The sequence below is a fragment of the Thermogladius sp. 4427co genome (assembly GCF_051933805.1).
Lineage (GTDB): Archaea > Thermoproteota > Thermoprotei_A > Sulfolobales > Desulfurococcaceae > Thermogladius.
The window spans coordinates 742,785-767,639 of the sequence record NZ_CP196893.1 but is presented as its reverse complement, the minus strand read 5'-3'; the positions used below and the strand labels follow the sequence as shown (position 1 = coordinate 767,639).

Below are 24,855 nucleotides of genomic sequence, written 5' to 3'. Positions count from 1 at the left end.
CCCTTAAGCATTAACCATAATTTTAGACACTGCTTATATATTTTAAATAGACTACTGTCTCCAGAAGTATATGAGGCCTAGGCTAACGCACGATACTCCAACCTCATTAGAAAGGTGTCAGGGTATCGAATTCAAACAAGTTATCATAGTTAGAAGCGATCTGAAGATGAGTAAAGGTAAAATAGCTGTCCAAGTCGCCCATGCTTCTGTTATAGCTGCTTTCGAAGCCTTCAGAAACCGGAAGGAATGGTTTGACAAGTGGTGGGATAGCGGCCAGAAGAAAATTGTTGTAAAAGTTGGCAGCGAGAGAGAGCTCTTGGATCTATATGAGAAAGCGCGTAGCATGGAGCTCCCGGCTTCAATAGTGAGGGATGCTGGTCTAACAGAAGTTCCGCCTGGGACTCTCACAGCAGTTGCAATAGGCCCTGCTCCTTCGGACCTTATCGATAAATTAACAGGGGGTTTGAAGCTTCTTTGAAGAAATTATATGTAAACATCTACGATTACATATTTTCCATCGCGTATGTATTAACAGATAGGAGACTGAACACTATATACGTTAAGGATCCTTCGAGCTTCTACGTAGAGGAGCTTATCGATTCCACAATACTGACGAAGGATGGAGATTACGCTGTTATCGAGGTGGTTAAAAAAGGTATTGACACATTCGAAGCTATTAGATTTTTAGTAAAAGAGACCGGTATTCCCCAGTCCAACTTCTATTTCCTTGGGCTGAAAGACAAGGATTCTACATCCAAACAATACCTGTTTGTTAAAAGACAATTAATAAGCGGTAGAGTCGATATAGAAACCCCTTCTTTGAAAGCGAGGGTAGTTGGTTTCACAAATGGTAAACCAGATAAGAGAGTGCTCGTGGGAAACAGGTTTAGGATAGTATTTGAGCCCAGGAGCGAGAACGATTATTGGACCGCCAGAGAAATAATGGGGTTAGCCACTGAAAAAGGTCTACCTAACTATTACGGCTACCAGAGGTTTGGGATTAACAGGCCTGTCAACCATATTGCTGGGAGATATCTTATCGAGCTAGATGATAGATTCTTCTTCAACACGTTCGTTAGGGATATTTGGGTTACGGAATCTAATGAAAGCGTTTTAAGTAGGTTAAAGCTCGAGTTTAGCAGTGAAGCCTATTACGAGAAGAAATGTATGGAACAGAGCCCTTATAGTTCATGTGGGGTATTTGTCAACAGCTTGCTGAAAAACCTTATATCAGACGCCTACTCTTCATACTTGTTCAACGAACTTCTAACCAGGATTATAGACTGGAATAATGGTATATTACCCGAGTTAGATCTGCCTACTATCGGTTGCAGTACTAAACTATACGAGGAGATCCTAAGAATAGAGTCTCTGGCGATAAGGGATAAGGATCTACTCAAGTGTTGGAAGAGGAGTAGCATGGTTAAACCACTAGAACCCAGCGTTAGCATAGGAAAAGGGCTTTTAACAATAGAATTCTCACTCCCCAGGGGGTCTTATGCGACGATAGTATTAAGGGAATTATTCAAAGAAAACCTAAGACTCAATTATTCGGGTAAGCACCTGGAGTTATCTAGCTTTCAAAACGGTCTGGTCTAAATCATCTACTCGTATTCGAACCTGATACTTTTACCTGTAAGGCTCTGGATGAATTTCTCGTATTTTTCCTGCCTACCTCTCAAATACCTCCTGTCCCTCCTAGGGATCCTTATAATTAACTGCTCGCTACCATCCGGGAGCCAGACCGTGTTCAAACCTAAGACTGTAGCAGGGTATATCAGCTGCTCAACAATCTTCTTGAATCCTTCACCCTCAAGTATGATCTTAACGTTTTTACCTAGCCGAGCCGAGATCTGTTTAGCGATCTTGTCTAACTCGTGCTTCTCCCACCCGTCCTTTAGTATCAGAACTACCTCGTCTCCTAGGTCGATCGATTTGACATAGACTCCTCTCCTAAGCTCTTTGATCTCGTCTTCTAATTCCATCAGGACTCTCATAATAGGTATCTCGCTTGCGCTAACCTCGCCTGTATCAACCTTCCTCTGGCAGTTAGGGCAGAGCACTCCGCTTTTAACGCAGATCCTGTCTAGCGGATACTTCAATTATATTATCACCAATAAGCTGGCTACCTATCTCTCAGTGATTGGCTAAAACAATTTTAAATATGTTAATGCTAGTCGAGCTAATTAGTGGTTTCAAGATTCTTTAACGAGTACAATTACCGAGAGAGGTTTAACCGTAATGCTACCGGATAGGATAACGGAGCCGGAATATGGGTAGACGATCATCCAGTTTCCCTCAGGCAGAGTAAATATCTCATTGTTATAGCCATTATTCGCTACCACAATAACTTCGTCGTTATAGCCCCTCGTAAAAACAAGCAGGTGGTCACTTGTATATATTAAACGGATAATGCTAGTTTTCAACGCTGGAATAGAGTGTTTGAGGCTTGAAAGAGCGAGATAGTGGTTGTAAACATCGGGAATTAGATAGTTCCACTGGATAGGATACCTTTCCTCGTCGTAATGGCTTTTATCACCTAGCAATCCCCTCTCATCCCCTTGGAATATAACCGGCATACCGGGCATTGCGAACTGCAAGGTGGTCAGCAGCTTGAGCCTCTGGATGGACTCGTAACTAGGAGTATCGCCTAGCCTGCCCCCGCCGAGATCTGTTAGAATCCTAGAAGTATCATGGCTGTCTATTACGTTAAAACCCATTCCAGCAACATTCACGCCTATAGAGGCGTAGAATATTGAGAGCATATCGCCGGCTTGCCTACCGCTAAGCTTCCCCTGCGCATAGGCAAGTAGGATATCCCTGCCTAGATAATAGTTCATCAGAGAATCGAACGTATCCCCCTGGAGCCATGAGGGATCTAAGCTCCATACTTCGCCTACTATATAGGCTTGAGGATATTTGCTTTTAATAATATTCCTAAGACCTTCGAAAAACTCTCTAGCATTCAATAGATCTGTTGGAGTATCTATCCTCATCCCGTCGAAACCGAAATCCATCCAGTATAATGCCACCCTGTACAGATAATCTCTTACCTCAGGGTTGCTTGTATTGAGCTGAGGCAGGCTACCGAACCCCCACCAGCACCTGTAGGCAGAAGAGTCGCCTAGTTTAAAAGGCCACTTGTATATCGTAAACCAGTTCCAGTACTTGCTTGCAGGGCCATTCCTATAAACGTCCTGAAAAGCCCAGAAACCTAACCCGACATGGTCTGGTACGAAGTCGAAGATAATCCTGATACCGAGCTCGTGGGCCCTTATAATAAGATTCCTCACATCCTCCTGTGTACCGTATTTGGGGTCTACAACCATGTAATCGTACGTATCGTACCCGTGTACGCTACCCGATAGGAATATCGGGTTTAAGTATATCATGTCGACTCCGAGGCTTTTCAGATAGCCTAGTTTCAGAATAATACCCTTAATATCCCCGCCGAAATACTGATGGCAGCAATGTAGAGGGGTTATAGGGTCACTCCATTTCGAGAAGACCGGCCTAGTATTTGAGTATGCGTTGAACCATAATTCATCGGTAGAGTTCCCGAGTAGATCGTTCGACGGATCTCCATTATAGAATCTATCAGGAAAGATCTGGTATCCTACAGCGCCCGGCACCCATCCTACCTGTGGGAACCTATCTACTCCGTCGAAATAGAAGAGCGGGGTTTCAGTCGAATTATATAGAACGATCTTCGACCCATCGCTCTTCACCAGTACGAAATAGTATGTGAATGGGCCTACCCCTTCTACCCTACCATACCACATTTCGTAAGAAGTCCAGTAGAGCTGTTTCTTCATCTCAATGAACGAATTGTTTACTACGGCGTAGACCCTGTCGTACAAGCCTTCGGGGAGGGTCAGCCTCAGTACTACCCCGCCGTCTGCGGCAGAGAGGAAAGCCGGGTTACTATAATTGAATAAGAAACCCTCCCTAGCCTGGTATAGATACGTGGTGATAACCTGGCCAGCAGCCGTAGTAGAAGAATTGCCTCCAGTAGGCCTTGTAGTAGTTAGAGGGGTTGTCTCGATGCTTGTCGAAAATTGTTGACTCGTTGTTGTCGTACATAGAGTGGTCTCTGTCCGCGTCGGCTTCCACGAAAAGTATTGCGTGTAAACTAGAGCCGCTAATAAGAGTTGTAATATTGCTGTAAGTATTTGAACACGCCTACTCAAGATAGTCAACTCCCAGAGCTGATAGTTGTTCATGCCCTATATGGTTTATATGGATTGTTTTTTCACGTTTCGTACCTTAATCCTCGCATCACTCTTGAATCTCGACATAGTGCAGGATCATTCGCTGTCCCCAAGCCTGGGGTCATGTGTTTATGAAGAATTAAATGGTTTGCTGAAACAACTGCCCGGTTCAGATTTAAATAGTCTTAATGAGTAATATGAGTAACTAGATGACTGCTGATGGGCCCGTAGCTCAGCCAGGCAGAGCGGCGGGCTCCAGATCCAGTCTATGGGTCAGACGACCCTTCCGAGGGGGATGAGTTAGATCTGGAGGGAGTGACCCGTAGGTCGGGGGTTCAAATCCCCCCGGGCCCATCAGCTAAGCCTTCTAGGAGAATACTCTAAGCTTTAAAACACCTACCTATATACAACATATAGAAAGGGCCCGTCGTCTAGCCTGGTTAGGACGCCGCCCTGACACGGCGGAGGTCCGGGGTTCAAGTCCCCGCGGGCCCATACCGTTAAAGCTCCAATCCGTTTCTGTTCCTTCAGGCTGCTAGGTTTCCATGACAAGAGCAGTGCGGACTATCCTCGGATAGAGACATGCTGTTCCTAAGTAATCAGGATAAGTAAACAAAAGAGGGCAGAGATGACATTAGCTCATATAAACCTATGTAAGACCCGAACCCCTAATACCCCATACTCTGATCGTGGCCGGCTTCTTCCCTACTTCTCCCAGGATCTTCTCCACTTCGCCCGGCCCGCCCTTTACGATATTCCCTCCTAATGTAGCTATACCTCCAATAAGATTTCCATCCTTATCCACTACGAGGTAGGCTTCGCCCTCGCCTCTGATACTTACCACTACCAGCTCGAAACCGCGGATTAAATCAGCCTTCCCTCTTATAATTTCGTCGAGATCCTTCCTGCCCCAGCTCCCAGTAAAAGAAACTCTCGCAATTAAACTGGCATTTAACAATACAGTAGCTATCGTTGTAAAATCGAGTATACTAGCTATCTTCTCATAGGCTTTCTCGGACGTAGCGGATGGAATTGGCTGAGCAGTCACAGCAGATGGCTGGGGCTGCAGAGGCGATACAGAAGCTGGGGGCATCTCTTCTTTCCTCTCTACTACAGGAGGAGGTGGAGAAGGTGAGGCCGGTGATGGAATAGGAGCCGTAGGCTGTTCAGGCGTTTCTTTCACTTCTAGTTTCTTCTTAAACGGTATTTTAACAGGTCCTTCTACAGGGAGAGGTCTTTTAATATAGTCTTCTAGGAAATCTAGTATGTCGGAGGCGAAATTATTGCAGAGATTCCTTACCCGGCTCTCGCACTCTAACCTTACTTCGACATGTGTAGCAAACGATATACCTAATATGCGTAGTTTTATAGCAAATTTAATATTCCCTCCTTCACCGTGGATTACCAGGTTTTCCTCGTCAATAGGTTCAGATACTAGTCTAACGAATTCTCGCTGAAAAGATCTAAACCCGGTCCTAATAGATAACTCGGCTTCTACAAAATCCTCAGCCTCTCTTACTATAGTTGCCCTAGCCAGCCTCGATAATAATCTCCGCAGATTGTATAAATTATAATAGATTTGCTCATGCCTACCCGGAGAATAAATAACTTTTGTCCAACTACCGCTACTCATGAAATATTCCCATCTAGCGTTTATTTTAAGTATTTTTAACTTATATCCGTAACTCTGAAAGCCATTAGAATAGGAGTGCTGAAATAGGGGATTCAGCCGCCCTCTTAAAAGATTGCGGAAAACTCTACTAGTACGCTCCTGATACTATAAGCTTCGCTTTCTCTGGTGTATATTCCCAGTCGGGTGGTAATATGCCTCTGGATTTATAGTATTTAACGAGCCTGTGTATCTTAGACTCGATCTCTATTAAACCTTTCTTGCTATGGTAGTCTTTAGGATGCTCTTCTAGATGCCTCCTTAGATTTACAGCTCTCTTCATCAGATTATACAAGTCCTCAGGTATAGGCGGCGCAACTCCGTGCTTCCTCAGGATTTCGACTATTTTTTTACCTGTAACCTGCTTTACGAGAGGTATCCCGAACTGGTCTCTTAATAAAATACCTATCATGGATGGAGAATACCCTTTCTTCGCAAGCTCTACTACCAATAACTCGATATCGCTAGGGGTCATATCTAGTTTAAGCCACCTAGGCGGGCCTGCTCTCGTAGGCCTCGTTGAGTGCGATTGCCCCTTATCCCTCTTCTTATTCATTACTTCTAACACCTACCGAGCTTATCTCGAGAACCTAAAATCTTTATTATCTACAACCTAGTTTTAAATCTGACTTGTAAGCTTCCTGAGTTTTTCGAAAGCTCTCCTAACGGATATCGCTCTATGCGAGAACCTGTTTTTCTCGTCGATACTCATTTCCCCAAAGGTTTTATCCGAGCCCTCAGGGATGAAGATAGGGTCGAAGCCGAATCCTTTATCCCCCCTAGGCTCTCTAGTTATAGTACCGCATACTTCTCCCGATTCAACTACGATGAACCGATCGTATACTACTGTAGCGACAGATTTAAAACAAGCAGACCTATCCCAGGCGTCCTCGAGTAGTTTTAGAACCCCTCTTATACCTATTGTTCGAAAAACATAGTTACTGTAAGGCCCTGGGAACCCATTTAAAGCTCTAATAAACAATCCGGCATCTTCGACTAGAACGTTCCTCCCTGTTAGCAAATACGCTATTATAGCAGACTTCCTGGATACTTCTTCAATATTATCCGATTGAATCTCTAGTTTCACCCCGGGGAGCATAGATAATTTGAACCCGTATTCCACCGCGATAGGCTTTACTTCCTCGAACTTATGCCTGTTATCGGTTACGAAGTAAATAATATCCTCAGGCTGTGTAAGCATCACGCCTCAACCTCTTCCTCAAACGTTCTTCAACATATCTCCCCCTCCTACGTATATCCGCCATCCTCTCTAATACGTCTCTGTATTTAGGGAATACGGAAGAGTATCCTGTGAGAAAACTATTCATTAACACGCTGGCTTTCTCTGGCACAGTATTCCTTGTACTCCTATCAAATAAGTGGAGGTCTATAGCATACTCCTCTATATCATTGCTATAGCCCGATAACCCGAAATCGATTATATACGGCTCTAGCCTGCTATCGACAATGATATTAGAGATAGTTAGATCCCCGTGATAGATCCCTGAGTTATGGATTACACCTACCTGCCTACCTATCTCGAAATAGGTCTTAGCCAGCAAGTCCACGTCTTCTTCTAATATTATTTCGGAGAGCCTCCTTCCTTCTACTACAGTCATTACTATTATGTAGTTGTTTAAATCTACGGCTATAGGGATCGGTATTCTCACTCCTTTCTCAAGCAGGTCTAGCATTATTTTCACTTCGTTTCTAGTCCTGCTCTCTCTGAAGACCCTATCGTAGTCAGGATGGCGGTATTTCCGGCTAACCCTGATTTTGAACACTACATTTATACCGCCGATCTTTCCTTTCATTATCTTCGATTCAGCTCCTTCAGCGAACTCGGTTACTTCATCCAAGGTATTTCAACCTCGTCTATCCTCCATCTCTGCCTCACGTAGGCTTTCAAAGGCTCTACAGTCACTCCGTAAAGATAGTTCAAGAGGCCTGTATATGCTATCATAGCACCATTATCCCCGCTATAGTCTGTGGGCGTTGATCTAAATACTACACCATGCTCGCTAGCCATTAGCTCTAGTTTAGTATTCAGATAAATATTGGAGGCGACACCTCCTACTAGGAGTATCGATTTTTTGCCGGATGTTAGCAACACACGCTCGGCTACCTCGACCAGCATATTAAACGCTGTTTCACGGAGGCTTAGACATACGTCTCCGAGTTTTTTACGGTCGCTCTTAGCATACTTCCTCGCTACAGACAATGCCGCAGTTAAAAGCCCAGAGAAACTCAGGTCGTTTCCCTTAACAACGTAAGGTAAGGGAATGAAATCCCTTCCCCACTCGGAACATATGTCTATTGCGTGCCTGCCTTCCACTATATATGGGGGAGCTATACCTACCTCTCTCGTAAACGTATCAAACAGATTGCCGAGAGGTATATCAAGCGTCTCGCCGTACACTCTATAATAGCCTTGTTTACCCGCTACGATCATAGTATTACCGCCAGAGACATATATTATGAGGGGGTCTGCTAAGCCTGTTACAAGCTTCCCTATCTCAACATGGGCTACGGCATGATTTACTGGAACCAGTTTTTTATCGAGGTAGGAGGATATAAACCTCGCGATCGTCGCGCCGACCCTGATACAGGGGCCTAGGCCGGGTCCCAGGGCTACAGCAACGGCGTCTACCTCTCTAAGCTTAAAGCCTGAAACCGTTAAAGCCTCTTCGATGGCCTCCTTAGCGTTTCTAATATGTGTATTTGCCGCTTCCCTGGGGTGGATGCCTCCTTTTGAAGGAGTATACACTTTTCGTATATTGCTAGCTATCTCGACTAGGCCGTTACCTTTGTAGACTACTACTCCGATACCGAGTGTATGACTTGTAGATTCTACTCCTAGAACAATCAGGTTTCTATCTTCTGGCTCGGGGATTGGAAAAGGGATTCTATATAGTTGCCTACTACCTGACATACTCGGTATAACCGCATTTCCCGCAATGCCATCTCGGGACAGGCTGTTTATGGTAAGCCATGAAACTACCGCACTTGGGACATCTCTTATTCTTAGGTTTGATCGTCCAGTTCTTTAAATCAACTTCGTAGAGTTTATGGACATGGGCCATAGTACTCACCCGTTACTCTGCTGCCCGGCTACTTTTTGCATTGCTTCTTCATTCCTCTTTATAATATACTCCGGCTCGAACATCCTAGCCCTCTCAGCAGAGTTGTATATGAATACCTTAACGTTGCTTACCCCTATTCCATATTCTGTCTCTATCTTCTTGACGTAAACTTGGTCTATATTTACATTAAATAATCTAGCTATCTCTCGTCGAACTTCACCTCTATTAGGAGTTCCAGTACCAATATGGGTTATCCTTAACACTATCTCTCTCCTCTTCACCAGCGGATTGTATCTCTCTGAGACTATTTCGCCCGTAAACCCGGCTATCTGAAGCGTTTTACCCATTCCAGCACCCTTAAACACTTCAGGGGTTATATACGGCAATGGCTGGTTTTAATATTTTAACGAATTTTAAAAGTCTTTCCTTACTAGCTGTTATTACTACGACTCCTACATTAGGCTGTCCATAAGCTATCGTCCACTCGTCAGGAGAGTTCCAGGCTACTGCTGCGGCTAATAAATCTTCTTCACCATTTACTAGAACCACTCCTTTTCTCACAGCCCTCAACAAGGTTATCGCAAAAATAGATATGCTACCACGAGGGTTAACTATTTCGATATCCGGCTTAAGATCCATGATATAGGCATCGCCTCTTCTAGTTCTACCATCTAAGATCTTGAGGCGTTGAACCAGGGTTGTTGAAACAATATCGCCTACTGACGCATCAACACTTATATTCCTAACAGGCCTACCTTCCACCTCGGTTACAAAGAGAGTTCCCTGGGGGATTTTCAAGCTGTTTAAAAACTCGCCGGGCAGCCTGAGGACTGGGAGCCTCATCCCACTAAACCACTTTTATAGCAAACCTTCCCTGAGACCCTATTTTAAGTTCTTGTGCGAGAACGGATCTACCCGGATCAACTATTATAATAACCCCTTCCCATTCATCTGTGAAATCTTTAGAACCGCATACAGGGCATATCTCTGTATTCTTGTCGACAAGAGCCCTGCACCTACGGCATGCTTTGAAAGGTCTGCCTCTTGCAGACAACTCTACTCCTCCTCTATCTTCCCTAGTCCAACCTGCCTCATTGTTAGTTGAATTCTCAATCCTTTACCCGGTTGCAGGCCTATACTGTATATTCTAGCTCTAACATTATCGCCTCTATCGATTATGACTTTACGGTTCCTTAACAACAATGCCTGCCTCGAGGCATCGTACTCGACTTTCTCATCCGAGACCTGCCCTATGTATATGAACCCGTCTATCGGCCCTAGGTCTATAAACAAGCCGCTGTCAGTAACAGTCAGTACTTCTCCTTCTACAACTTCTTTCAAGAAGGGGTCGTATGCTAGGGCAGTAAACTCGACATCATGGTATGTAGCTCCATCCCCGTGAATAATCCTCCCATACTCGCTAACCTTAACGTCTAAAATAGTTATAATCAGGCCTGCGTTCGTCGTTAGAACCCCTTCATACTCTCTCCTCAACTCCTCCCGCGAGACCTCCTCTAGGGGCCTCCCGAACTTCTCCGGCGGGATCCTCACAACGCTTTTAACCTTGACTAGTTTAAACAAATGCTACACCTCAGCCTTACTACACTTATTTCACCTTTTAACATTTAATAATAGAGTATCTCTCCCTCTATTTCAATCCTCTTAGACTCCTCCCGGAAATAAATACATGGAATACCAGCTCCCCTCAGCTTCCTCCTCAGATCTCTATCGTTAGTAGCAACGATCCCATGGTTTTCTAGAGCATAGCTTACAATAGCCTCATCTACGCTCTGCCCCTTAGATAAATAAGCTATAGAGCACTTGCCCTCTAGGTATCTAACAATATTTTCCAACATCCTAGCTTTCGCGAGGCCGAGAGAGCTACGTATTTTTTCCAACTCGCTGATCACTATGTCGGGTATTACGCATTCATAGTTTGAGTCAGCGAATAAATCCTCTAGCTGGGATAGGAGATAAGGGTAGTCTGCGAGCGTGACTATAAAATTGGTGTCGAAAACTAGTTTCACCTTCCTCTGCTTGCTATAGCTTCTATAATACCCCAACCCGACAGCCTCCATCTGCCGAGGACTCTCCTGCTTAGTGCTACCCGCGAGCCAGTCCATGTAGCAACAGGTTCTTTGAGCTCGACCTCCATAGTATCTTGCCCTAGTTTAGTTATTGTACCGACTCTAACAGCAGTACCAATTGTTAAAACGATCATCTCCTTGTTCTGGAGAGGGGGCATTTTACTCATTTCTTTAACTCCTACGACTCTCTCCAGGATTTTATACGAGATCTCCAACGAGTCAACTACCGGAGGAGTCCTACCAGGTTTACCTACGATATTCCCTACCAGGCTATCGGCTTTTGTAAGAGACGGGTCTAGTTTAGTCCCGATCGCTAGTAGACCCCCCGGCCTAGCTTCTTCAACCTTAAGTTCTCCGAATCTTAGTTCTTCAACAGTGCTTACAAGAGGTTCGTACTTATACCCTGTCTTGCCAGCGGGAACCTTCGCGCCAGGCACTATTTCGATTTCATCTCCAACCCTGAGTACGCCTTTTATTAGAGATCCGCCTACAACGCCCCCACGTAAATCCTTGTAACTAGTGCCAGGTCTGTTTACTTCGAAGCTCCTCGCAACTAGCATTATAGGGTCTGAGAGAGTATCTCTCTCGGGAACAGGAATTTCCTCGTATAATGCCTGCAGTAAGACGTCTATATTCGATTTATGTAGTGCTGAAACAGGTATTATAGGGGAGTTCTCGTAGGGGGTCCCGTTTATAAGCTTAAGAATCTCCTTATAATTTTCCAGAGCCCGTTCTCTCGAAACCACGTCTATCTTGTTTTGGACGATAACGAGGTGTTTTATACCAATGATGTTCAATGCGGAGAAATGCTCTAGTGTCTGGGGTTGCGGGCATGGTTCGTTCGCAGCTATTACTAGTATTGCCCCGTCCATTAGAGAAGAACCACTAAGCATAGTAGCCATTAACGCTTCGTGACCCGGCGCATCGACAAAACTCACTCTCCTAAGAAGCTTAGACTCGCTGCCATCAGGGCATACTTGCTCGGTAGTGTAAGCATCAGGGGGCTCTAAGTGCTCGCAGTAAGCTATATTCCCATCAGCATACCCTAGTTTGATCGTCATACCCCTCTTTATCTCATCGCTATGCCTAGCTGTCCATATCCCTGTAAGAGCCTGTACGAGAGTTGTTTTACCATGGTCGACGTGCCCGACTACCCCAATATTTACCTCTGGCTGTCTCATTACCCACGGCAAGTAAACAATCCCTCTAATTGATATTTACTGTTATAGTTAAAAACAATAGATTCTAATACTTTATCATAGTGTTGATCTGAACAATATCGGGCGATATAGTATTACCTCTCACAATCTTTCTTCTCCTTTCACCGTTTTCTCTAGGGTGGAAACCAGGCGGGCCGGATAATAATACCTTCTTCTTAACAGGACCGTGTACATCAGGCCTCATAGGGAAGCCGCTGTTATCGCTTCCACCAGTTATCTCGAGTCTAACCCCTTTCAAACCTATTATACTGCCATCTATTGCATCTCCAATTTTCAAGCCTATGAAAGAATTCGTCCTTTCATCGTTAACCCTTATCTGCCACGCCCTAGCCCTGAATATCTCTCCTTCTAGCTCGTTTACTCCAGCAAGGTTTATCAACTGCTCAGAGTTTACTCTGACCTCGTTCTCCGGGATCGAATCATCTAGTTGTAATGTACCTGTTATCTTTATCTTATCCCCTGTATCAGGCCTCCTCATCCTAATGGTTGCGACGCCATGCTTTGCTCCAATCAACGTCGCTGTTTTAGGGTTTATTCTTATTATTGGGAGCTCAAATTTCTCTTTCATTCTTTCTGTAAAAGGTACATCGGGATCGCCGACAACCTTCACCTTAACTATCTTCTCTTGTTTAGGCGCCTCCGGGTCGCTTACAACTATCTTGAAATCAGGCATATGACGCCACCAGACACCCCGGTGGTCAAAATAGCTAGAATACCTGATACGTCTTATAAATCCTTTTCTTCCAACTACGAAAGCCCTAATATCCTTTTATCCAATTATCAACGCTAGGTGATAGTGTTTTGAGCACTAGCCAGGAATCATGGATCCGGCAACCGATTGTCGTAGTACTAGGACACGTAGACCACGGTAAAACTACGCTTTTAGACAAAATAAGGGGGACGACGGTAGCGAAGAAAGAGCCTGGAGAGATCACGCAGCACGTTGGAGCAAGTATTGTTCCCGCGAGTGTATTAAATAAGGTTGTTGAACCACTACGTAAATTCTTCCCCAAGCTCACTATTGAAATCCCCGGAATATTATTCATAGACACCCCCGGGCACGAACTTTTCACAAACCTTAGGCGGAGGGGTGGCAGCGTAGCCGACCTCGCCCTACTGGTAGTAGATGTAATAGAGGGTTTCCAGAAACAAACGTATGAAGCTCTTAGCATACTCAAAGAGAGGAGAGTGCCGTTCATAGTAGTCGCTAATAAGATAGATAGGATCGAGGGATGGAGTCCGAGACCAGACGCCCCATTCCTAGAGTCTATTAAATACCAGAGCCAGAGGACGATATACAAGCTCGATGAGAGGATCTATAACATAGTATCCAAGCTATACGAACAGGGTTTCCAAGCCGAGAGGTTTGACAGAGTCAGGGATTTCCGTACAACGGTTGCCATAGTACCGGTATCGGCTAAAACAGGTGAAGGCGTACCAGAGCTCCTTGCGTTGATAACCGGGCTGGTACAGCAGTTCATGAAGAAGAGGCTAGTATCTAGAAACGAGCCAGCTAAAGGGGTTGTGCTGGAAGTCAAAGAAGAGCCTGGATACGGAACGACTATAGACGTGATTATCTACGATGGCGTGATTAAGAGAGGCGATATTATTGTTTTAGCAGGGAAGCAAGGCCCTATAATCACTAAGGTTAGAGCGCTACTAATGCCTAGGCCATTACAAGACATGAGGATGCACGAAGGCTCGTTTATACCGGTCGACGAAATAGTTGCCGCGGCCGGAGTGAAGATCTCAGCACCCGATTTGGATAATGCTATGGCAGGCTCATCGCTGTATGTAGCATCAGATATCGGGCAGGCTGAGGAGCTTTCAAGGAAGATCAGCGAGGAGATTAGCGAGATAATTATTAGGAGCAGTAGTAACGGTGTTGTTGTTAAAGCGGATACGCTCGGCACGTTAGAAGCAGTAACCTCTGCCCTTAGACAAATGAATATACCTATTAGAATAGCTGATGTAGGCCCTGTAACACAGAATGATGTCCTCGAAGCAGCTATAATAGGCTCGAGTATACCCGAGTATAAGATTGTGCTCGCTTTCAATGTAAAAATACTACCAGAGGCCAGGGAGCTAGCGCAAAGAGAAGGAGTCACCATACTAGTCCACAATGTGATCTACCAGTTGATCGAAGAATTCGCTAAATGGGTTCAAGAGGTAAGGACAAAAGAAAAGATGAAAGAACTTGAAACATTAGTGAGGCCGGGGAAGATAAGGATCCTACCAGGATATATTTTCAGAAGAAGCGACCCCGCTATCGTAGGTATCGAAGTACTCGGAGGCAGGATAAGACCCGGCTACCCACTGATGAGAGAAGACGGTGTTGAAATAGGCACTATCATGCAGATCAGGGATAAAGACCAGGTATTGAAAGAAGCGCTCGTAGGCTCTTCTGTAGCAATTAGCATACGCGGACACGTCATGGTGGGTCGTCATATCGATGAAGGAGATATATTGTACACTAGCATTCCAAAAGAGCATGTCACGCTATGGCTTACAAAATACAGGAACGAGCTTTCAAACGACGAACTAATGGTTCTAAAAGAGATCATAGCGATCAAAAAGAAAAGAGACCCGTTCTACGGCGGGTTTATACAGCTATAGACGTGCTACCAAGATACTAATTCTTCTTCTCTAAATAAAAGGCCGATCTCGTATGATGCCGATTCAGGGCTATCGCTAGCGTGGATAACATTCTCAGTTTTTGAAAGCGAGTAGTCCCCCCTGATCGTTCCTGGCAGAGCCTGCCTACCATCTGTAGCCCCGATCATTAGTCTCGCAACGCTTATAGCAGAATCGCCTTCTATAACCATTGCTACGACAGGCCCCGAGGTAATAAATTCGATCAATGATTCGAAAAATTGCTTGCCTTTGTGAACGCTATAGAATTTCTCAGCTAGTTCTCTACTCATTCTAAGCATTTTTAAACCAACGATTCTAAAACCTTTCTTCTCGAATCTCGATATTATTTCGCCGACTAAACCACGTCTAACCCCGTCTGGTTTGATCATGACAAGCGTTCTCTCCGCCGGCATATATGAAACGCCCTATGCTATTTTGCGACCGAATACTTCATAGTCCATTTATATTTTCTAGGGTCTCTGCCTAGTCTAAAGTTTTTAAAACATTTGCTACTACAGAAATAGAGAATAGTGCCATCATTTCTAACATACATTATACCTGTTCCCGGCTCTATCTCTCTCCCACAGAAAGCACATGTAGCCATCTTTTGCAACATACTAAGCACCTAGGTGTTGCTGAATAACCTTTAAGGAATTTAAATCTTTATAAGCTTAGTTAGGTAATGCTGAATCCATTGGTGATGTCCACGAGTACGCCTAGAAAAATTGAATTCGAAGCCCCTAAGGTGAATATCATAGAGGAAATAGGTTTCCCTGCAGAGGTAGTGCAAATACTTGGGAGGACTGGTGTGACAGGCGAGATCATACAGGTTAGAGTTAGGGTATTAGAAGGGCGTGATAAAGGAAGGGTTATCACTAGGAATGTCAAAGGACCTGTAAGAATAGGAGATATCCTTATTCTAAGAGAGACAGAGAGAGAAGCTAGGAAACTGACGAGTAAAAGATAAAAAAATTAGCTACTCTTAGCCCTTATTTCTTTCAGTTTCTGCAAGACTTCCTCAGCTAGATCCTTGGCTCCCCCAAAATCTAATATCGCCGCACTAGCCGCAGCAACCTCTATCCCAGCAGCTTCCCCAAGCCTCTGCTTGCTCGGCACATATATGTACGGTATCTTCTTCTCATCGCAGAGCACGGGCAAGTGGGCTACTATCTCGGGAGGATCTACATCCTCAGCGATCAATACTAGCTTAGCCTGTCCTCTCTCGACAGCCTTCGTTGTCTCGTTAGTACCCTTCTTTATCTTACCACCTGTCTCCCTAGCTTTCTTTAGCAACTCATAGGCTTTCTCAGCGAGCTCTGGAGGAACCTCGAATTTTACATAAAACGGCTTAGGCATTTTCATCCTCCTCCCATATGGTCGTCTAAGATTCTCTCTAATACTAAGAAGGGCTTTTATTCTTATGGGGCTGAGGAAGTAATATCAAATAGTATAAGACCGCGAGAGTTGAAAACAGTAAAGTAATATTCATAGCGGTTTGAAAGCAGTATATCCAAGAGCTCTATAGCTGTAAACTACTCTTGAAAACCCGGCTTTCTCCAGCCTATTCTTAATCCCTTTTAGAATATCTGGAGGACCGTGGACCCTGGGACGACCAGTGTAGTGGAATAATATCCCACCGGGTTTTAGCACTCTATTCAATTCCCTGTAGAATTCCATGGAATACAAATCCCCCGTAGAACGTGTAAACCTCGGCGGGTCATGTATTATCCTATCGAAGAAATTATCGGGGAATCCATAGATTGCTTCAACTACATCCGTATTGTAGACAATTACTCTCTCATCGGCTAACCTCCTACTCCACGGGTTGCGTTCAGCGATCCACAACACGTTTCTATCTATCTCAAATGTGAAAACTCTCCTCGCTCCTAACCTCAGAGCGTTAATCGCCGTATACCCCAGGCCTGTGCATGTATCTAGAACAATATTATTCCTCCTTATTCTAGCTTCCCTAACTTTAAGAAGAGCGTCGCTCATAGGGTCTACTTCCTCGATACGATGCATATGTATACCGTTAACCTCGATAGTCGTAGGTTTGTCGATCCCTATGGCTTTCAATTTGTAGAACCCGGTCTCGCTGTGTTTTACAACCTCGATAACGCCCTCTTTATCCACTAGTACAACTCTGTCTTCTTCCGATGGTTTCAACAATTCTAATTCGAATATCCGTCCATTTACCTCTATGAAACCGTTCTTCTTGCACACAACTTTTTTCGACACGCCAATATCTAGCGTGGTCTCAATACAACCATTAGAATTCTTGATGAGCTCGATAAGGAAGGTAGTAAACCAGTAATCGCCAACCGGTTTAAAATCGTATTTGAATCTATTCAAATAGTCTAACTGGTCAATCATGACTAAACACTAGTGTAATCTGGCTGTCTTCCACCTTCTCTACTCTTGCGAACCCGATCCTATACAACTGAACTATGTTATCTGCCTTCTCGTTTAGTATCCTCCTCTCAGCAAGCAATTCTCTCACCTCAACGGATTCGCCGCTAGCAACTAGCAGGATAGCCTTAGCGTAATCGCCTATTTTAACCCATTGGATAATAGGGAGGTTCATCCTCTTTGCTTCATCGGCACTCGTACTGACAAGCTCGAATACAAAAAGCGATGTCCCGTCTATATTCGTCGTTCCTTTCACTACAAAATTCCCTAGCCCAAGCAGCCTGAAACCGGATTCCCTGTATTTCTCGAAATCACCCTGGGAAACGGCTACTACGTCCCCGTCTCTTAAAACGATCGAATCCACTTCTTTTTGTGTCATACTTCTCGGTATATGTGCTTCGATCTGATCCCTGCCTAATTTTAGCACTGCTAGCACAGGTTTTTCAACAGCCATATAGCGCTTTGCAATAGGGTCTACTATCGTTCTGTTGATAGCATACATGTTCACCATGCTTATCCTAGCATCGACCTGTTTAATACCAACGTCTAGAACGATCTTGTGAATAGTCTCCTGGCGTATACCCCTTCTCCTCAGGCTCGCTATCGTACCAAACCTCAGGTCGCTATATGGATCCTCTTCAACGCTCTGTATGAGCTTCCTCATCTTAGACTTGCTCAGTATCACATTCTCAAGGCTTAGCCTGCCGAAGTGTATTGTTGTAGGATACTCCCAGCCCAGGTGGTCGTATAAATATTTTTGTTTAACAGTATTCGATATGTGTTCTTTCGCCCGTAGGATATGTGTTATACCCATTAAATGGTCGTCTACGCCGGCAGCGAAATTATATGTCGGCCAAACAATATACCTGTCTCCGGTTATTGGATGGGGGTTTCTAGATGTATCGATTATCCTCATAGCAACCCAGTCTCTAACGCTCGGGTCTGGGTGGTTCAGATCGGTTTTAACTCTTAACACAGCTTCTCCCTCGCTGAAATATCCTCCAAGCATCTTATCGAATCTCTCGAGATTGTTCTCCGGGGGATCGTTTCTGTGCGGACAGGCCTGCCCTTTTATCCTCAGCTTCCTAAACTCTTCCTCCGGGCATGTATCGACGTATGCCCCGCCCTTCTCTATAAGCTTCTTCGCTATATCATAGAATATCTCCATCCTAAGGCTCTGGATATACTCTTCATCCCATTTGATTCCAAGCCATTTGAGATCGTCTCTAATCCTCTGATAGGCTTCTGGATAAGGTGATTTAAGCCTAGGGTCTGTGTCTTCGAATCTAAGTATAAACCTACCCTTGTACTCGACAGCATACCAATAGCTTAGTAGAGCGGGTCTAGCATTCCCTAGGTGTATTGCGAAATCCGGGTTAGGAGCAAACCTCGTCCTCACTTTTCCTTCTACCGCATTAGGTAACGGTGGGAGAGTCTTCTCTTTCTCAACTTTTTTCTCAGCTAGTAGATCCGGCCACCTGGATTTCAATATGCTTATTTGTTCATCTATAGTCATCGAATTGACTTGCGATACTATTTCCTGTACTATATTAACGACTTCCCTAGCACTCCTTCTAGCATCAGGTATCTCACCAAGAACCTTAGAAACCACGGCTTTAACATCAGCCTTCCCGTCGTGTTTTACCGCGTTAAGTAGTGCATTCTTTAACGCACTCTCCTTTATCTTTTCCAATACGGATGGGTCTAAGCTCATTTTCTTTCACTACCACTATAATGTATTTTTCAGGCGACTCCCAGGTTATATTTACGATAAGCACTATAATTCCTTTACATAGGGATCGAACAGTTCTCACTACACCTTTCGAAGATAGTGTGCTACCTATTTTCTCTCCTTCTAAAACCATGTCTCCCTCGTTCTTCTCAATGAAAACGCCTGCTGAGGATACCTCCTGTATACAGACCCTGTCTCCTTTCTTCAATAAGTATGCTTTCGCCTCGTTTAACGCCTTATACCTGCTTATGATAATCATATCGTCTAAGACGAGGTTATTCAATAAATCTATTCTTTCAATAGAATTCTCATACTCTTTTATACAAAACCCTTTTCCTTCTTCGCAAGCCCCGTCCGCCGGGTAGATGCATTGTCCGATAAGGCACCAAGAGGCTTTTCCCGTGCAGGGTACTAGTAGAGCTGGGAAATCGTACAATACCTGGATCTACCTCGATAAAAGGTATTCGTTGATATCGATACCCCTCTGTTTAATATACTCGAGGAGAGGGTCTAGTATTACCACAGGCCTCTTCCTCAGGTCTACAGGCTTCTTTGAAGAAGTTAGAAACATCACGGTTTTCAATGTTAGGATATAGGATTTGAGGAAGTCTAGTGCTTTTTCGTACCCTTCTAACAGCAAGGTTTTTAGAACAGGTTTAGCAAGGCCTACCATATCAGCTCCTAGTGAAAGCATTTTAGCAGCCCTTAAACCATCCCATACGCCCCCGCTTGCTATTATGAAGGAGTCGGGTGCCGCATACCTGGCTTCAATAAGCGATGCCGGCGTAGGAATACCCCAGGAAGAAAGGACGTCTGCAACACGGGCTTTGAGGTTATTGTTTCTTAAACGGTATTTTTCTACAGTTATCCAATTAGTACCGCAAGCCCCCGATATATCGAACATCCTGAAACCGTTAGAGTAGAATAAGCCTACGAATTCTTTCGAGAAACCGTTTCCAACCTCTTTTAGAATCAGCGGGACACCAATAGCTTTCTTCAAGTCCCTGACCCTCTCGAATACGCTAATAGTGAAATCCGTATCACCTTCCTCCTGTATGGCTTCCTGAGCCGGATTGAAGTGTATTGCTAAACCATCTAGCTCGAATTCATTAACTATATCCTGGATATCCCTGCTCTCGATCCCAACTAGGTTAACCGCCCCAATATTTCCTACCACAGGAACATCTCTAGCGATTCTCCTCACAACCCTATAGGATTCAGCTATCTGCCTATCCCCTTTCTTTATGAAAAGAGGCCTCATAGACCCTAGTCCTATCGGGATACGTAATTCTTCAGCTATTCTAGCCAGTTTCTCGTTAATGGGTATTGTATCTGGATGCCCTCCCGTCATCCCTGTTATCATTACAGGGGCTTCTACAATTCTGCCTAGAAAAGTTGTACTCGTATCTACTTCCTTAAAACTTAGTAGAGGTAGAGCCTGATGAACTAGTATTACCGAGTCAAAGAACGCTTTGCAGCGATCCGGGTGATCTACATCCTCTTTAATGATTATCTCAATATGCTCAAGCTTCCTATCTATATGCCTATTATCCAATAAAAACCACTCTTCTTACTCCCGTTGGAATTTGATCGAAGCGTAGCCTACGACAGCATAATAGTCGCCGGTTATATCACCGCTAGTAGCATGCTTGAGTAACACCGCCTTCCACTTCCCACCGCTAACCTGCTTAGCATACTCTATGAGAGTCATAATCCCTCCTGGCCCACAGACAGTAATATTTTTCTCTATTAACACTCTGTAGAAGCCTTCTACATCCCCTCTAATAATATAGTTGATAGCCTCCATGTCTTTGCTAACTGTAATATCTTGTGGCTCGTAATGATTGAAATCGCTACTAGCTAGAACGACTATATCCCTCTTCAATTCGCTACTAGCTTTTAAAAGAGAGAGAGCTAGGTCGCGTGCGACTTCAACGGTGTGCAACCCGATTGTAACAGGTAGTATTTTGAACCTGTCTCCATAAATATACTGGAGGAAGGGTATCTGTACCTCAATACTGTGTTCTTCTATATGGGCATCCTCGTCTAATTCCGCGTAACTACTAATATCAACTACTTTAGAAGCTAGTTCACTATCTACTTCGACTTCGCCTAGCGGGGTTACCCATGAGCCTTTAGGGTACACTGATACTAGAGCGCCGTAACCCGTGTGGTTAGTGCCTAGGACAACTATTGTCTCAGGGATCCCGCTACTAGCCAGGTCGTAATAAGAATGGGCTGCTACCGGACCGCTATAGACATAGCCGGCGTGTGGGACCACGTACCCGATTACACTCTTATCCCTGAAACCGCCTATCGTCGGCAGTTTACCCGGTCCTAGCCTATGAAGGAATGCCTGCTGTATGGTTGATACAAGCTCTTTTCTATCCCTGGGATAAAAGTAACCTGCTACAGCAGGGTATCTCTTGCTCATTACACTCTTCCCTAAAGCTTGGTCTCGAAATCAGCAGGTTTTTCAGGCAGGTCTCCGTTCGGTGGTATCAGCCCTTTCTCTCTCAGTATCTGCCTTGTCAAGAGCCAGTATAGCAGCGCTAGGCTCTTCCTCCCTTTGTTATTACCAGGTATTACTAAGTCTACGAACTCGATCTTATTGTCTGTATCCGCGAAAGCTACTACGGGTATGCCTATCTCAGCGGCTTCTTTAACAGCTTGCGCATCAGCCCTAGGGTCTGTTACCACTACTACGTCTGGCTCGAAATACCATTTAAGGCTCGGGTTTGTGAATGTTCCAGGGATAAACCTGCCTGTGAACGGTTTGCAGCCTACGTAGGAGCACATTTTAGTAACAGGTTTGAAACCATATTGTCTAACCGATACTACAGCCATCTTGCTAGAATCGTACCTAGCCAGGAACTTTGCCGCAACCCTTATTCTCTCGTCTATCTTACGGGCATCGAGAATGTAAAGCCCGTCGCTCCTAACCCTGTACACGAAAGGCTCCATGAACCTCGTGCAGATATGGGTTCCGATGTGGACGCCTGCCGTCAGATACTCTTCTAGAGGTATTAGAAGCTCGACTGCTTTCTCGCCCGGTAGTAACGTTATGGGTTTCTCCTCACCTAGATCAGGGCCTTCTTCCTCGAACATTCTCCCACCTCACGATATCTTCGGGAAATGAAGCAGTTCTCTTGCTATATCGACATGTGATAAAAACATCCTACGGCAGCAATATCTTTTCACGCCTAGGTCGTCGAGTACTTTACCAGGGTCTTCTCCAGCCTCAACTCTCTTTATGTATTCCTCCCATAAATGCCCTATGGGTGCTCCACACGTAAAACATCTAACCGGGAATAGCAAAACTATCACCTATAGCTCTTCTGCCATCTCCTCCTAGCGCTATACCTACCCCATTTCTCGGGCTCTGTCTGCCTTGGATCCCCGCTTAGCATATGTCTATCATATTCTTTAAATATATTCTTTATCTCCTCAGACCCAAAATATTCAACAAGGCCTCTAGCAATAGCTATCCTCGACGCTTCAGCCTGGCTCATCCATCCTCCACCTCTCACTCTCACCCTGATGTCTATTGTATTCCTGAGGTCTCCTATCAGAAGTAGTGGTTCCATTATTTTCATCCTCGCCATTTCTATAGGTAGAACCTCGAGGGGGATATTGTTAATCCATACCCTGCCCTTCCCAGGTTTGATAGTAGCCGTGGCTACACTCGTTTTTCTCTTGCCTGAGGATATAACGATTTTAAAACTGCTAGCGGGTTCTTGACTACTCATTGAGTAACACCTCTCCAGCCAAGGCTTTCCGCTACTTCTCCAACGGTAATATACCTACCCGATAACCTTGATGCCTCGGCTTCAGGGAACCTGGTTAGAGGCTTTCCTTCGAATTCTTTAGGCATACCTATGTAGACCCTCAGCCTCTTATATGCCATCCTTCCTTTAGCCTTATCCATAGGTAGCATACCTCTGATCGCCCTTTTAACAATATTAGCAGGAGACCTAGGTCTTCTTATACCGCTTTTTTCCGGGTTATAGTGTGTTCTGACTTTAAGCAATAGCTTATATCCCTCTATAACTCTCTTCTTTTCACCGCTTAATACTGCTTTCTCAGCGTTTACAATATAGACTCTATAGCCCTCGAGCAGCTTCTTAGCTACTATACTCGCCATCCTGCCTAGTATTAAACCCGAAGCGTCTACTATAATAGTTTTTTGCTCACTACTCTCAGCCAATTATTTTCACCCCGCTTCCCTTAGGATTCTCTTTTACCAGGTCTAGTATGTGTATAGCCCTGCCACCACTCGCCCGGATTTTCTCTAGGGCTGTCTTGGAGAAACTGAACGAAGCTACGGTAACAGGATGGTCTAAAGCACCCGAGCCTAGTACTTTACCCGGTACTACAACTACGTCTCCCTGAGACGTGTAACGATTTATCCTACTTAGATTAACTGCTCTACGCCTCCTCCTAGGCGATTCAAGTAATTCTGCTACAGCCCTCCATATAGGAGCCTTGTATCTGTTAGCAGCTTTCTTAAGCTCTCTGATCGTTTTCCTAAGCAATATATTTGTTTTAACCCTCTCCAACAACACCACCTTCGATAAACTTCTTGAGTGAGCCTAGTTTTTCTTCGAGAGCCTTAGCTGCCTCTATTAGAATTCTCTTAGGGCTTAAAGAACCTGTCGATTCAAAATAGAGAATGTACTCATCGTTCTTCCAAGACACCTTAATAGCGTTAGTAGGACATACCACTTCGCATAAACGACATAGACTACATTCTAGAATCCTCGATTCTTCAACCACTACCCTGTTATCTTTCTCGACAATAACCTGCTTAGGGCAGACCTCGGCACATTTCCTGCAGTTTGGGTAAGAGCATTTACCGTAGTCTATGTTTACGACAGGTATGTACTTGTGCGCTGCAACAGAAACTGGGCTCCACTTAATATGCTCCTTGCCCCGTCCGAGCCTAGCGTAGGCTTCTAATTTAATCTTCTGGTTCTCAAGTAGTTGGAGTATCGGTATCCTATCATAGACTGGTTTCACCCCTGGATCGCTGGTCACAAGGTCTCCGCTGTATAGCGTCCTCACACCTCCCGGGACTCCTTCACCACTTAGTTCGAATTTTACAAAGCAATCCTCTGAGAAAACTCCTTTCTCCCCGGCTTCACGGCATTCCTCAGGCGGCTTCAGTTTATCTAGTGCTTCCTCACTATACAGAGGTATGAGGCCGAGCCTATGAGCAATGTACTCGTCATAGAATACGCTGCTATTCTCCATGAAAACAACGTAATCGATCGCGACCGTCGGTACTTCGGAGATAATAGCCCTCCTGATACTATTGAGTACATGTAGTTTAACGCCTTTGACTATTAGCCTCAGAGACCTAGAATCCTGTTGCAGAACCTGTATGTCCATGTTTGAAAAACACCACTAGACTCTTCTACCTCTCCTACCGCCCGGCCTCCTGGTAGTATCGTGTGGTATTGGGGTAACATCTTCAATCCTGCCTATTATGAAACCAGCTCTAGCTAGTGCTCTTATAGCTGCTTGAGCCCCTGGCCCCGGTGTCTTAGGGCCGTGTCCACCGGGAGCTCTCACCTTGATATGAATTGCTGTAATGCCTTTATCCATAGCTTCATTAGCCGCTCTGCTAGCTGCCATCATGGCAGCATAGGGGCTTGGTTTCTCCCTATCGGCTTTAACAACCATGCCCCCGCTCCATCTGCTAACGGTTTCAGCTCCTGAGATATCTGTGATATGAATTATGGTATTGTTAGTGCTACTGTATATGTGAGCTACCCCCCACTTAAGCTCTCTACCAGCGAAAGACATAC

The 24,855-nt window shown here is 44.7% G+C and carries 34 protein-coding genes and 2 tRNA genes; 6 read left to right on the top strand and 30 right to left on the bottom strand.

The genetic code is table 11. From position 1 onward, the window contains the following. The first annotated feature begins 70 nt into the window (after positions 1-70). Together pth2 and truD are read left to right on the top strand one after the other, a co-directional pair. Positions 71-478 (top strand): peptidyl-tRNA hydrolase Pth2, encoded by a 408-nt coding sequence (gene pth2 / locus ACSU1N_RS04385; protein ID WP_440059031.1) that lies wholly within the window; start codon positions 71-73, stop codon positions 476-478. Beyond that, positions 475-1,599, top strand: coding sequence for a tRNA pseudouridine(13) synthase TruD (truD, locus tag ACSU1N_RS04380; RefSeq protein WP_440059030.1), 1,125 nt, complete (start codon positions 475-477; stop codon positions 1,597-1,599). Before pth2 ends, truD begins: the two co-directional genes overlap by 4 nt. Positions 1,600-1,604: 5 nt before the next feature. Here the strand turns inward: truD and ACSU1N_RS04375 are convergent, their stop codons facing one another. Together ACSU1N_RS04375 and ACSU1N_RS04370 are read right to left on the bottom strand one after the other, a co-directional pair. Then, a complete protein-coding gene (locus ACSU1N_RS04375; protein WP_440059029.1) occupies positions 1,605-2,102 on the bottom strand; it encodes a transcription elongation factor in 498 nt (165 codons plus the stop codon). Positions 2,103-2,195: 93 nt separating this feature from the next. Next, entirely contained in the window at positions 2,196-4,190 is a 1,995-nt protein-coding gene (locus tag ACSU1N_RS04370) for a glycoside hydrolase family 13 protein (RefSeq protein ID WP_440059028.1), read from the bottom strand. A gap of 242 nt (positions 4,191-4,432) precedes the next feature. On the opposite strand from ACSU1N_RS04370, the gene ACSU1N_RS04365 reads away from it, so the two are divergent. Then, positions 4,433-4,565: transfer RNA gene (locus ACSU1N_RS04365), tRNA-Trp, on the top strand. Positions 4,566-4,631: 66 nt separating this feature from the next. Further along, a tRNA-Val gene (locus ACSU1N_RS04360) sits at positions 4,632-4,706 on the top strand. Between the two features lie 154 nt (positions 4,707-4,860). Here the strand turns inward: ACSU1N_RS04360 and ACSU1N_RS04355 are convergent. The 13 genes from ACSU1N_RS04355 to ACSU1N_RS04295 all read right to left on the bottom strand — a co-directional run bounded on the left by ACSU1N_RS04355 (position 4,861) and on the right by ACSU1N_RS04295 (position 12,943). After that, entirely contained in the window at positions 4,861-5,844 is a 984-nt protein-coding gene (locus tag ACSU1N_RS04355; RefSeq protein WP_440059027.1) for a hypothetical protein, read from the bottom strand. Between the two features lie 127 nt (positions 5,845-5,971). Further along, complete coding sequence (locus tag ACSU1N_RS04350; RefSeq protein WP_440059026.1) at positions 5,972-6,436, bottom strand: 30S ribosomal protein S15; 465 nt, start codon at positions 6,434-6,436, stop codon at positions 5,972-5,974. A 63-nt stretch (positions 6,437-6,499) separates the two neighbouring features. Then, entirely contained in the window at positions 6,500-7,081 is a 582-nt protein-coding gene (rdgB, locus tag ACSU1N_RS04345; RefSeq protein WP_440059025.1) for an RdgB/HAM1 family non-canonical purine NTP pyrophosphatase, read from the bottom strand. Then, complete coding sequence (locus tag ACSU1N_RS04340; protein WP_440059024.1) at positions 7,065-7,739, bottom strand: Kae1-associated kinase Bud32; 675 nt, start codon at positions 7,737-7,739, stop codon at positions 7,065-7,067. The genes rdgB and ACSU1N_RS04340 overlap by 17 nt, the downstream gene beginning before the upstream one ends. Beyond that, positions 7,727-8,812, bottom strand: a complete 1,086-nt coding sequence (gene kae1, locus ACSU1N_RS04335) for a KEOPS complex N(6)-L-threonylcarbamoyladenine synthase Kae1 (RefSeq protein WP_440059023.1) — start codon at positions 8,810-8,812, stop codon at positions 7,727-7,729. Before kae1 ends, ACSU1N_RS04340 begins: the two co-directional genes overlap by 13 nt. Then, entirely contained in the window at positions 8,802-8,963 is a 162-nt protein-coding gene (locus ACSU1N_RS04330; RefSeq protein ID WP_440059022.1) for a 30S ribosomal protein S27ae, read from the bottom strand. Before ACSU1N_RS04330 ends, kae1 begins: the two co-directional genes overlap by 11 nt. Before the next feature lie 5 nt (positions 8,964-8,968). Further along, positions 8,969-9,310: a 30S ribosomal protein S24e gene (locus tag ACSU1N_RS04325; protein WP_440059021.1), complete on the bottom strand. Its 342-nt coding sequence runs from the start codon at positions 9,308-9,310 to the stop codon at positions 8,969-8,971. 19 nt (positions 9,311-9,329) lie between these two features. Next, positions 9,330-9,806 carry a DUF359 domain-containing protein gene (locus tag ACSU1N_RS04320; protein WP_440059020.1) on the bottom strand — a complete coding sequence of 159 codons (477 nt, stop codon included), beginning with the start codon at positions 9,804-9,806 and terminating at the stop codon, positions 9,330-9,332. Between the two features lie 4 nt (positions 9,807-9,810). Next, entirely contained in the window at positions 9,811-10,017 is a 207-nt protein-coding gene (gene spt4 / locus ACSU1N_RS04315; protein ID WP_440059019.1) for a transcription elongation factor subunit Spt4, read from the bottom strand. A gap of 2 nt (positions 10,018-10,019) precedes the next feature. After that, positions 10,020-10,544 carry a DNA-directed RNA polymerase gene (locus ACSU1N_RS04310; RefSeq protein WP_440059018.1) on the bottom strand — a complete coding sequence of 175 codons (525 nt, stop codon included), beginning with the start codon at positions 10,542-10,544 and terminating at the stop codon, positions 10,020-10,022. Positions 10,545-10,588: 44 nt separating this feature from the next. After that, positions 10,589-11,026: a PIN domain-containing protein gene (locus ACSU1N_RS04305; protein ID WP_440059017.1), complete on the bottom strand. Its 438-nt coding sequence runs from the start codon at positions 11,024-11,026 to the stop codon at positions 10,589-10,591. Continuing rightward, positions 10,987-12,231 carry a translation initiation factor IF-2 subunit gamma gene (locus ACSU1N_RS04300; RefSeq protein WP_440059016.1) on the bottom strand — a complete coding sequence of 415 codons (1,245 nt, stop codon included), beginning with the start codon at positions 12,229-12,231 and terminating at the stop codon, positions 10,987-10,989. The genes ACSU1N_RS04305 and ACSU1N_RS04300 overlap by 40 nt, the downstream gene beginning before the upstream one ends. Before the next feature lie 64 nt (positions 12,232-12,295). Further along, positions 12,296-12,943, bottom strand: coding sequence for a 30S ribosomal protein S6e (locus tag ACSU1N_RS04295; protein WP_440059015.1), 648 nt, complete (start codon positions 12,941-12,943; stop codon positions 12,296-12,298). A gap of 128 nt (positions 12,944-13,071) precedes the next feature. On the opposite strand from ACSU1N_RS04295, the gene infB reads away from it, so the two are divergent. Beyond that, entirely contained in the window at positions 13,072-14,886 is a 1,815-nt protein-coding gene (infB, locus tag ACSU1N_RS04290) for a translation initiation factor IF-2 (protein WP_440059014.1), read from the top strand. A 5-nt stretch (positions 14,887-14,891) separates the two neighbouring features. Here infB and ndk read toward each other — a convergent pair whose 3' ends face one another. Both ndk and ACSU1N_RS04280 read right to left on the bottom strand, forming a co-directional pair. Beyond that, positions 14,892-15,317: a nucleoside-diphosphate kinase gene (gene ndk, locus ACSU1N_RS04285; RefSeq protein WP_440059013.1), complete on the bottom strand. Its 426-nt coding sequence runs from the start codon at positions 15,315-15,317 to the stop codon at positions 14,892-14,894. 17 nt (positions 15,318-15,334) lie between these two features. Beyond that, positions 15,335-15,520 (bottom strand): 50S ribosomal protein L24e, encoded by a 186-nt coding sequence (locus ACSU1N_RS04280; protein ID WP_440059012.1) that lies wholly within the window; start codon positions 15,518-15,520, stop codon positions 15,335-15,337. A gap of 84 nt (positions 15,521-15,604) precedes the next feature. Between ACSU1N_RS04280 and ACSU1N_RS04275 the strand changes: the two genes are divergently transcribed. Continuing rightward, positions 15,605-15,871, top strand: a complete 267-nt coding sequence (locus ACSU1N_RS04275; protein ID WP_440060281.1) for a 30S ribosomal protein S28e — start codon at positions 15,605-15,607, stop codon at positions 15,869-15,871. A 5-nt stretch (positions 15,872-15,876) separates the two neighbouring features. Here the strand turns inward: ACSU1N_RS04275 and rpl7ae are convergent, their stop codons facing one another. The 13 genes from rpl7ae to ACSU1N_RS04210 all read right to left on the bottom strand — a co-directional run bounded on the left by rpl7ae (position 15,877) and on the right by ACSU1N_RS04210 (position 24,853). Then, positions 15,877-16,260, bottom strand: a complete 384-nt coding sequence (gene rpl7ae, locus ACSU1N_RS04270; RefSeq protein WP_440059011.1) for a 50S ribosomal protein L7Ae — start codon at positions 16,258-16,260, stop codon at positions 15,877-15,879. Positions 16,261-16,389: 129 nt separating this feature from the next. Then, positions 16,390-17,277: a class I SAM-dependent methyltransferase gene (locus ACSU1N_RS04265; protein ID WP_440059010.1), complete on the bottom strand. Its 888-nt coding sequence runs from the start codon at positions 17,275-17,277 to the stop codon at positions 16,390-16,392. Then, complete coding sequence (locus tag ACSU1N_RS04260) at positions 17,270-19,027, bottom strand: glutamate--tRNA ligase (protein ID WP_440059009.1); 1,758 nt, start codon at positions 19,025-19,027, stop codon at positions 17,270-17,272. The genes ACSU1N_RS04265 and ACSU1N_RS04260 overlap by 8 nt, the downstream gene beginning before the upstream one ends. Next, positions 18,963-19,481 (bottom strand): DUF2118 domain-containing protein, encoded by a 519-nt coding sequence (locus ACSU1N_RS04255; RefSeq protein ID WP_440059008.1) that lies wholly within the window; start codon positions 19,479-19,481, stop codon positions 18,963-18,965. Before ACSU1N_RS04255 ends, ACSU1N_RS04260 begins: the two co-directional genes overlap by 65 nt. A 9-nt stretch (positions 19,482-19,490) precedes the next feature. Continuing rightward, positions 19,491-20,600 carry a type 2 isopentenyl-diphosphate Delta-isomerase gene (fni, locus tag ACSU1N_RS04250; RefSeq protein ID WP_440059007.1) on the bottom strand — a complete coding sequence of 370 codons (1,110 nt, stop codon included), beginning with the start codon at positions 20,598-20,600 and terminating at the stop codon, positions 19,491-19,493. A 15-nt stretch (positions 20,601-20,615) separates the two neighbouring features. Next, a complete protein-coding gene (locus ACSU1N_RS04245; RefSeq protein WP_440059006.1) occupies positions 20,616-21,479 on the bottom strand; it encodes an MEMO1 family protein in 864 nt (287 codons plus the stop codon). Between the two features lie 11 nt (positions 21,480-21,490). After that, positions 21,491-22,153 carry a 30S ribosomal protein S2 gene (gene rpsB, locus ACSU1N_RS04240; RefSeq protein ID WP_440059005.1) on the bottom strand — a complete coding sequence of 221 codons (663 nt, stop codon included), beginning with the start codon at positions 22,151-22,153 and terminating at the stop codon, positions 21,491-21,493. Between the two features lie 9 nt (positions 22,154-22,162). Then, entirely contained in the window at positions 22,163-22,363 is a 201-nt protein-coding gene (locus tag ACSU1N_RS04235) for a DNA-directed RNA polymerase subunit N (protein WP_440059004.1), read from the bottom strand. A gap of 5 nt (positions 22,364-22,368) precedes the next feature. Continuing rightward, on the bottom strand, positions 22,369-22,794 hold the full coding sequence (locus tag ACSU1N_RS04230) for a 30S ribosomal protein S9 (RefSeq protein ID WP_440059003.1): 426 nt from the start codon (positions 22,792-22,794) through the stop codon (positions 22,369-22,371). After that, complete coding sequence (locus ACSU1N_RS04225; protein WP_440059002.1) at positions 22,791-23,252, bottom strand: 50S ribosomal protein L13; 462 nt, start codon at positions 23,250-23,252, stop codon at positions 22,791-22,793. Before ACSU1N_RS04225 ends, ACSU1N_RS04230 begins: the two co-directional genes overlap by 4 nt. Further along, positions 23,245-23,604, bottom strand: a complete 360-nt coding sequence (locus ACSU1N_RS04220; RefSeq protein ID WP_440059001.1) for a 50S ribosomal protein L18e — start codon at positions 23,602-23,604, stop codon at positions 23,245-23,247. The genes ACSU1N_RS04225 and ACSU1N_RS04220 overlap by 8 nt, the downstream gene beginning before the upstream one ends. Then, a complete protein-coding gene (locus ACSU1N_RS04215; protein ID WP_440059000.1) occupies positions 23,591-24,436 on the bottom strand; it encodes a DNA-directed RNA polymerase subunit D in 846 nt (281 codons plus the stop codon). The genes ACSU1N_RS04220 and ACSU1N_RS04215 overlap by 14 nt, the downstream gene beginning before the upstream one ends. A 15-nt stretch (positions 24,437-24,451) precedes the next feature. Beyond that, a complete protein-coding gene (locus ACSU1N_RS04210; protein ID WP_440058999.1) occupies positions 24,452-24,853 on the bottom strand; it encodes a 30S ribosomal protein S11 in 402 nt (133 codons plus the stop codon). Positions 24,854-24,855: the final 2 nt, after the last annotated feature.

Coding starts and splice junctions, on each gene's coding strand:
- pth2 (WP_440059031.1), top strand. CDS start 71: ATGAGGCCTAGGCTAACGCACGATACTCCAACCTCATTAGAAAGGTGT.
- ACSU1N_RS04355 (WP_440059027.1), bottom strand. CDS start 5,844: ATGAGTAGCGGTAGTTGGACAAAAGTTATTTATTCTCCGGGTAGGCAT.
- ACSU1N_RS04350 (WP_440059026.1), bottom strand. CDS start 6,436: ATGAATAAGAAGAGGGATAAGGGGCAATCGCACTCAACGAGGCCTACG.
- rdgB (WP_440059025.1), bottom strand. CDS start 7,081: ATGCTTACACAGCCTGAGGATATTATTTACTTCGTAACCGATAACAGG.
- kae1 (WP_440059023.1), bottom strand. CDS start 8,812: ATGTCAGGTAGTAGGCAACTATATAGAATCCCTTTTCCAATCCCCGAG.
- ACSU1N_RS04330 (WP_440059022.1), bottom strand. CDS start 8,963: ATGGCCCATGTCCATAAACTCTACGAAGTTGATTTAAAGAACTGGACG.
- ACSU1N_RS04325 (WP_440059021.1), bottom strand. CDS start 9,310: ATGGGTAAAACGCTTCAGATAGCCGGGTTTACGGGCGAAATAGTCTCA.
- ACSU1N_RS04320 (WP_440059020.1), bottom strand. CDS start 9,806: ATGAGGCTCCCAGTCCTCAGGCTGCCCGGCGAGTTTTTAAACAGCTTG.
- ACSU1N_RS04300 (WP_440059016.1), bottom strand. CDS start 12,231: ATGAGACAGCCAGAGGTAAATATTGGGGTAGTCGGGCACGTCGACCAT.
- ACSU1N_RS04295 (WP_440059015.1), bottom strand. CDS start 12,943: ATGCCTGATTTCAAGATAGTTGTAAGCGACCCGGAGGCGCCTAAACAA.
- ndk (WP_440059013.1), bottom strand. CDS start 15,317: ATGCCGGCGGAGAGAACGCTTGTCATGATCAAACCAGACGGGGTTAGA.
- ACSU1N_RS04280 (WP_440059012.1), bottom strand. CDS start 15,520: ATGTTGCAAAAGATGGCTACATGTGCTTTCTGTGGGAGAGAGATAGAG.
- ACSU1N_RS04275 (WP_440060281.1), top strand. CDS start 15,605: ATGTCCACGAGTACGCCTAGAAAAATTGAATTCGAAGCCCCTAAGGTG.
- rpl7ae (WP_440059011.1), bottom strand. CDS start 16,260: ATGCCTAAGCCGTTTTATGTAAAATTCGAGGTTCCTCCAGAGCTCGCT.
- ACSU1N_RS04265 (WP_440059010.1), bottom strand. CDS start 17,277: ATGATTGACCAGTTAGACTATTTGAATAGATTCAAATACGATTTTAAA.
- ACSU1N_RS04260 (WP_440059009.1), bottom strand. CDS start 19,027: ATGAGCTTAGACCCATCCGTATTGGAAAAGATAAAGGAGAGTGCGTTA.
- ACSU1N_RS04245 (WP_440059006.1), bottom strand. CDS start 21,479: ATGAGCAAGAGATACCCTGCTGTAGCAGGTTACTTTTATCCCAGGGAT.
- rpsB (WP_440059005.1), bottom strand. CDS start 22,153: ATGTTCGAGGAAGAAGGCCCTGATCTAGGTGAGGAGAAACCCATAACG.
- ACSU1N_RS04230 (WP_440059003.1), bottom strand. CDS start 22,794: ATGAGTAGTCAAGAACCCGCTAGCAGTTTTAAAATCGTTATATCCTCA.
- ACSU1N_RS04215 (WP_440059000.1), bottom strand. CDS start 24,436: ATGGACATACAGGTTCTGCAACAGGATTCTAGGTCTCTGAGGCTAATA.
- ACSU1N_RS04210 (WP_440058999.1), bottom strand. CDS start 24,853: ATGTCTTTCGCTGGTAGAGAGCTTAAGTGGGGGGTAGCTCACATATAC.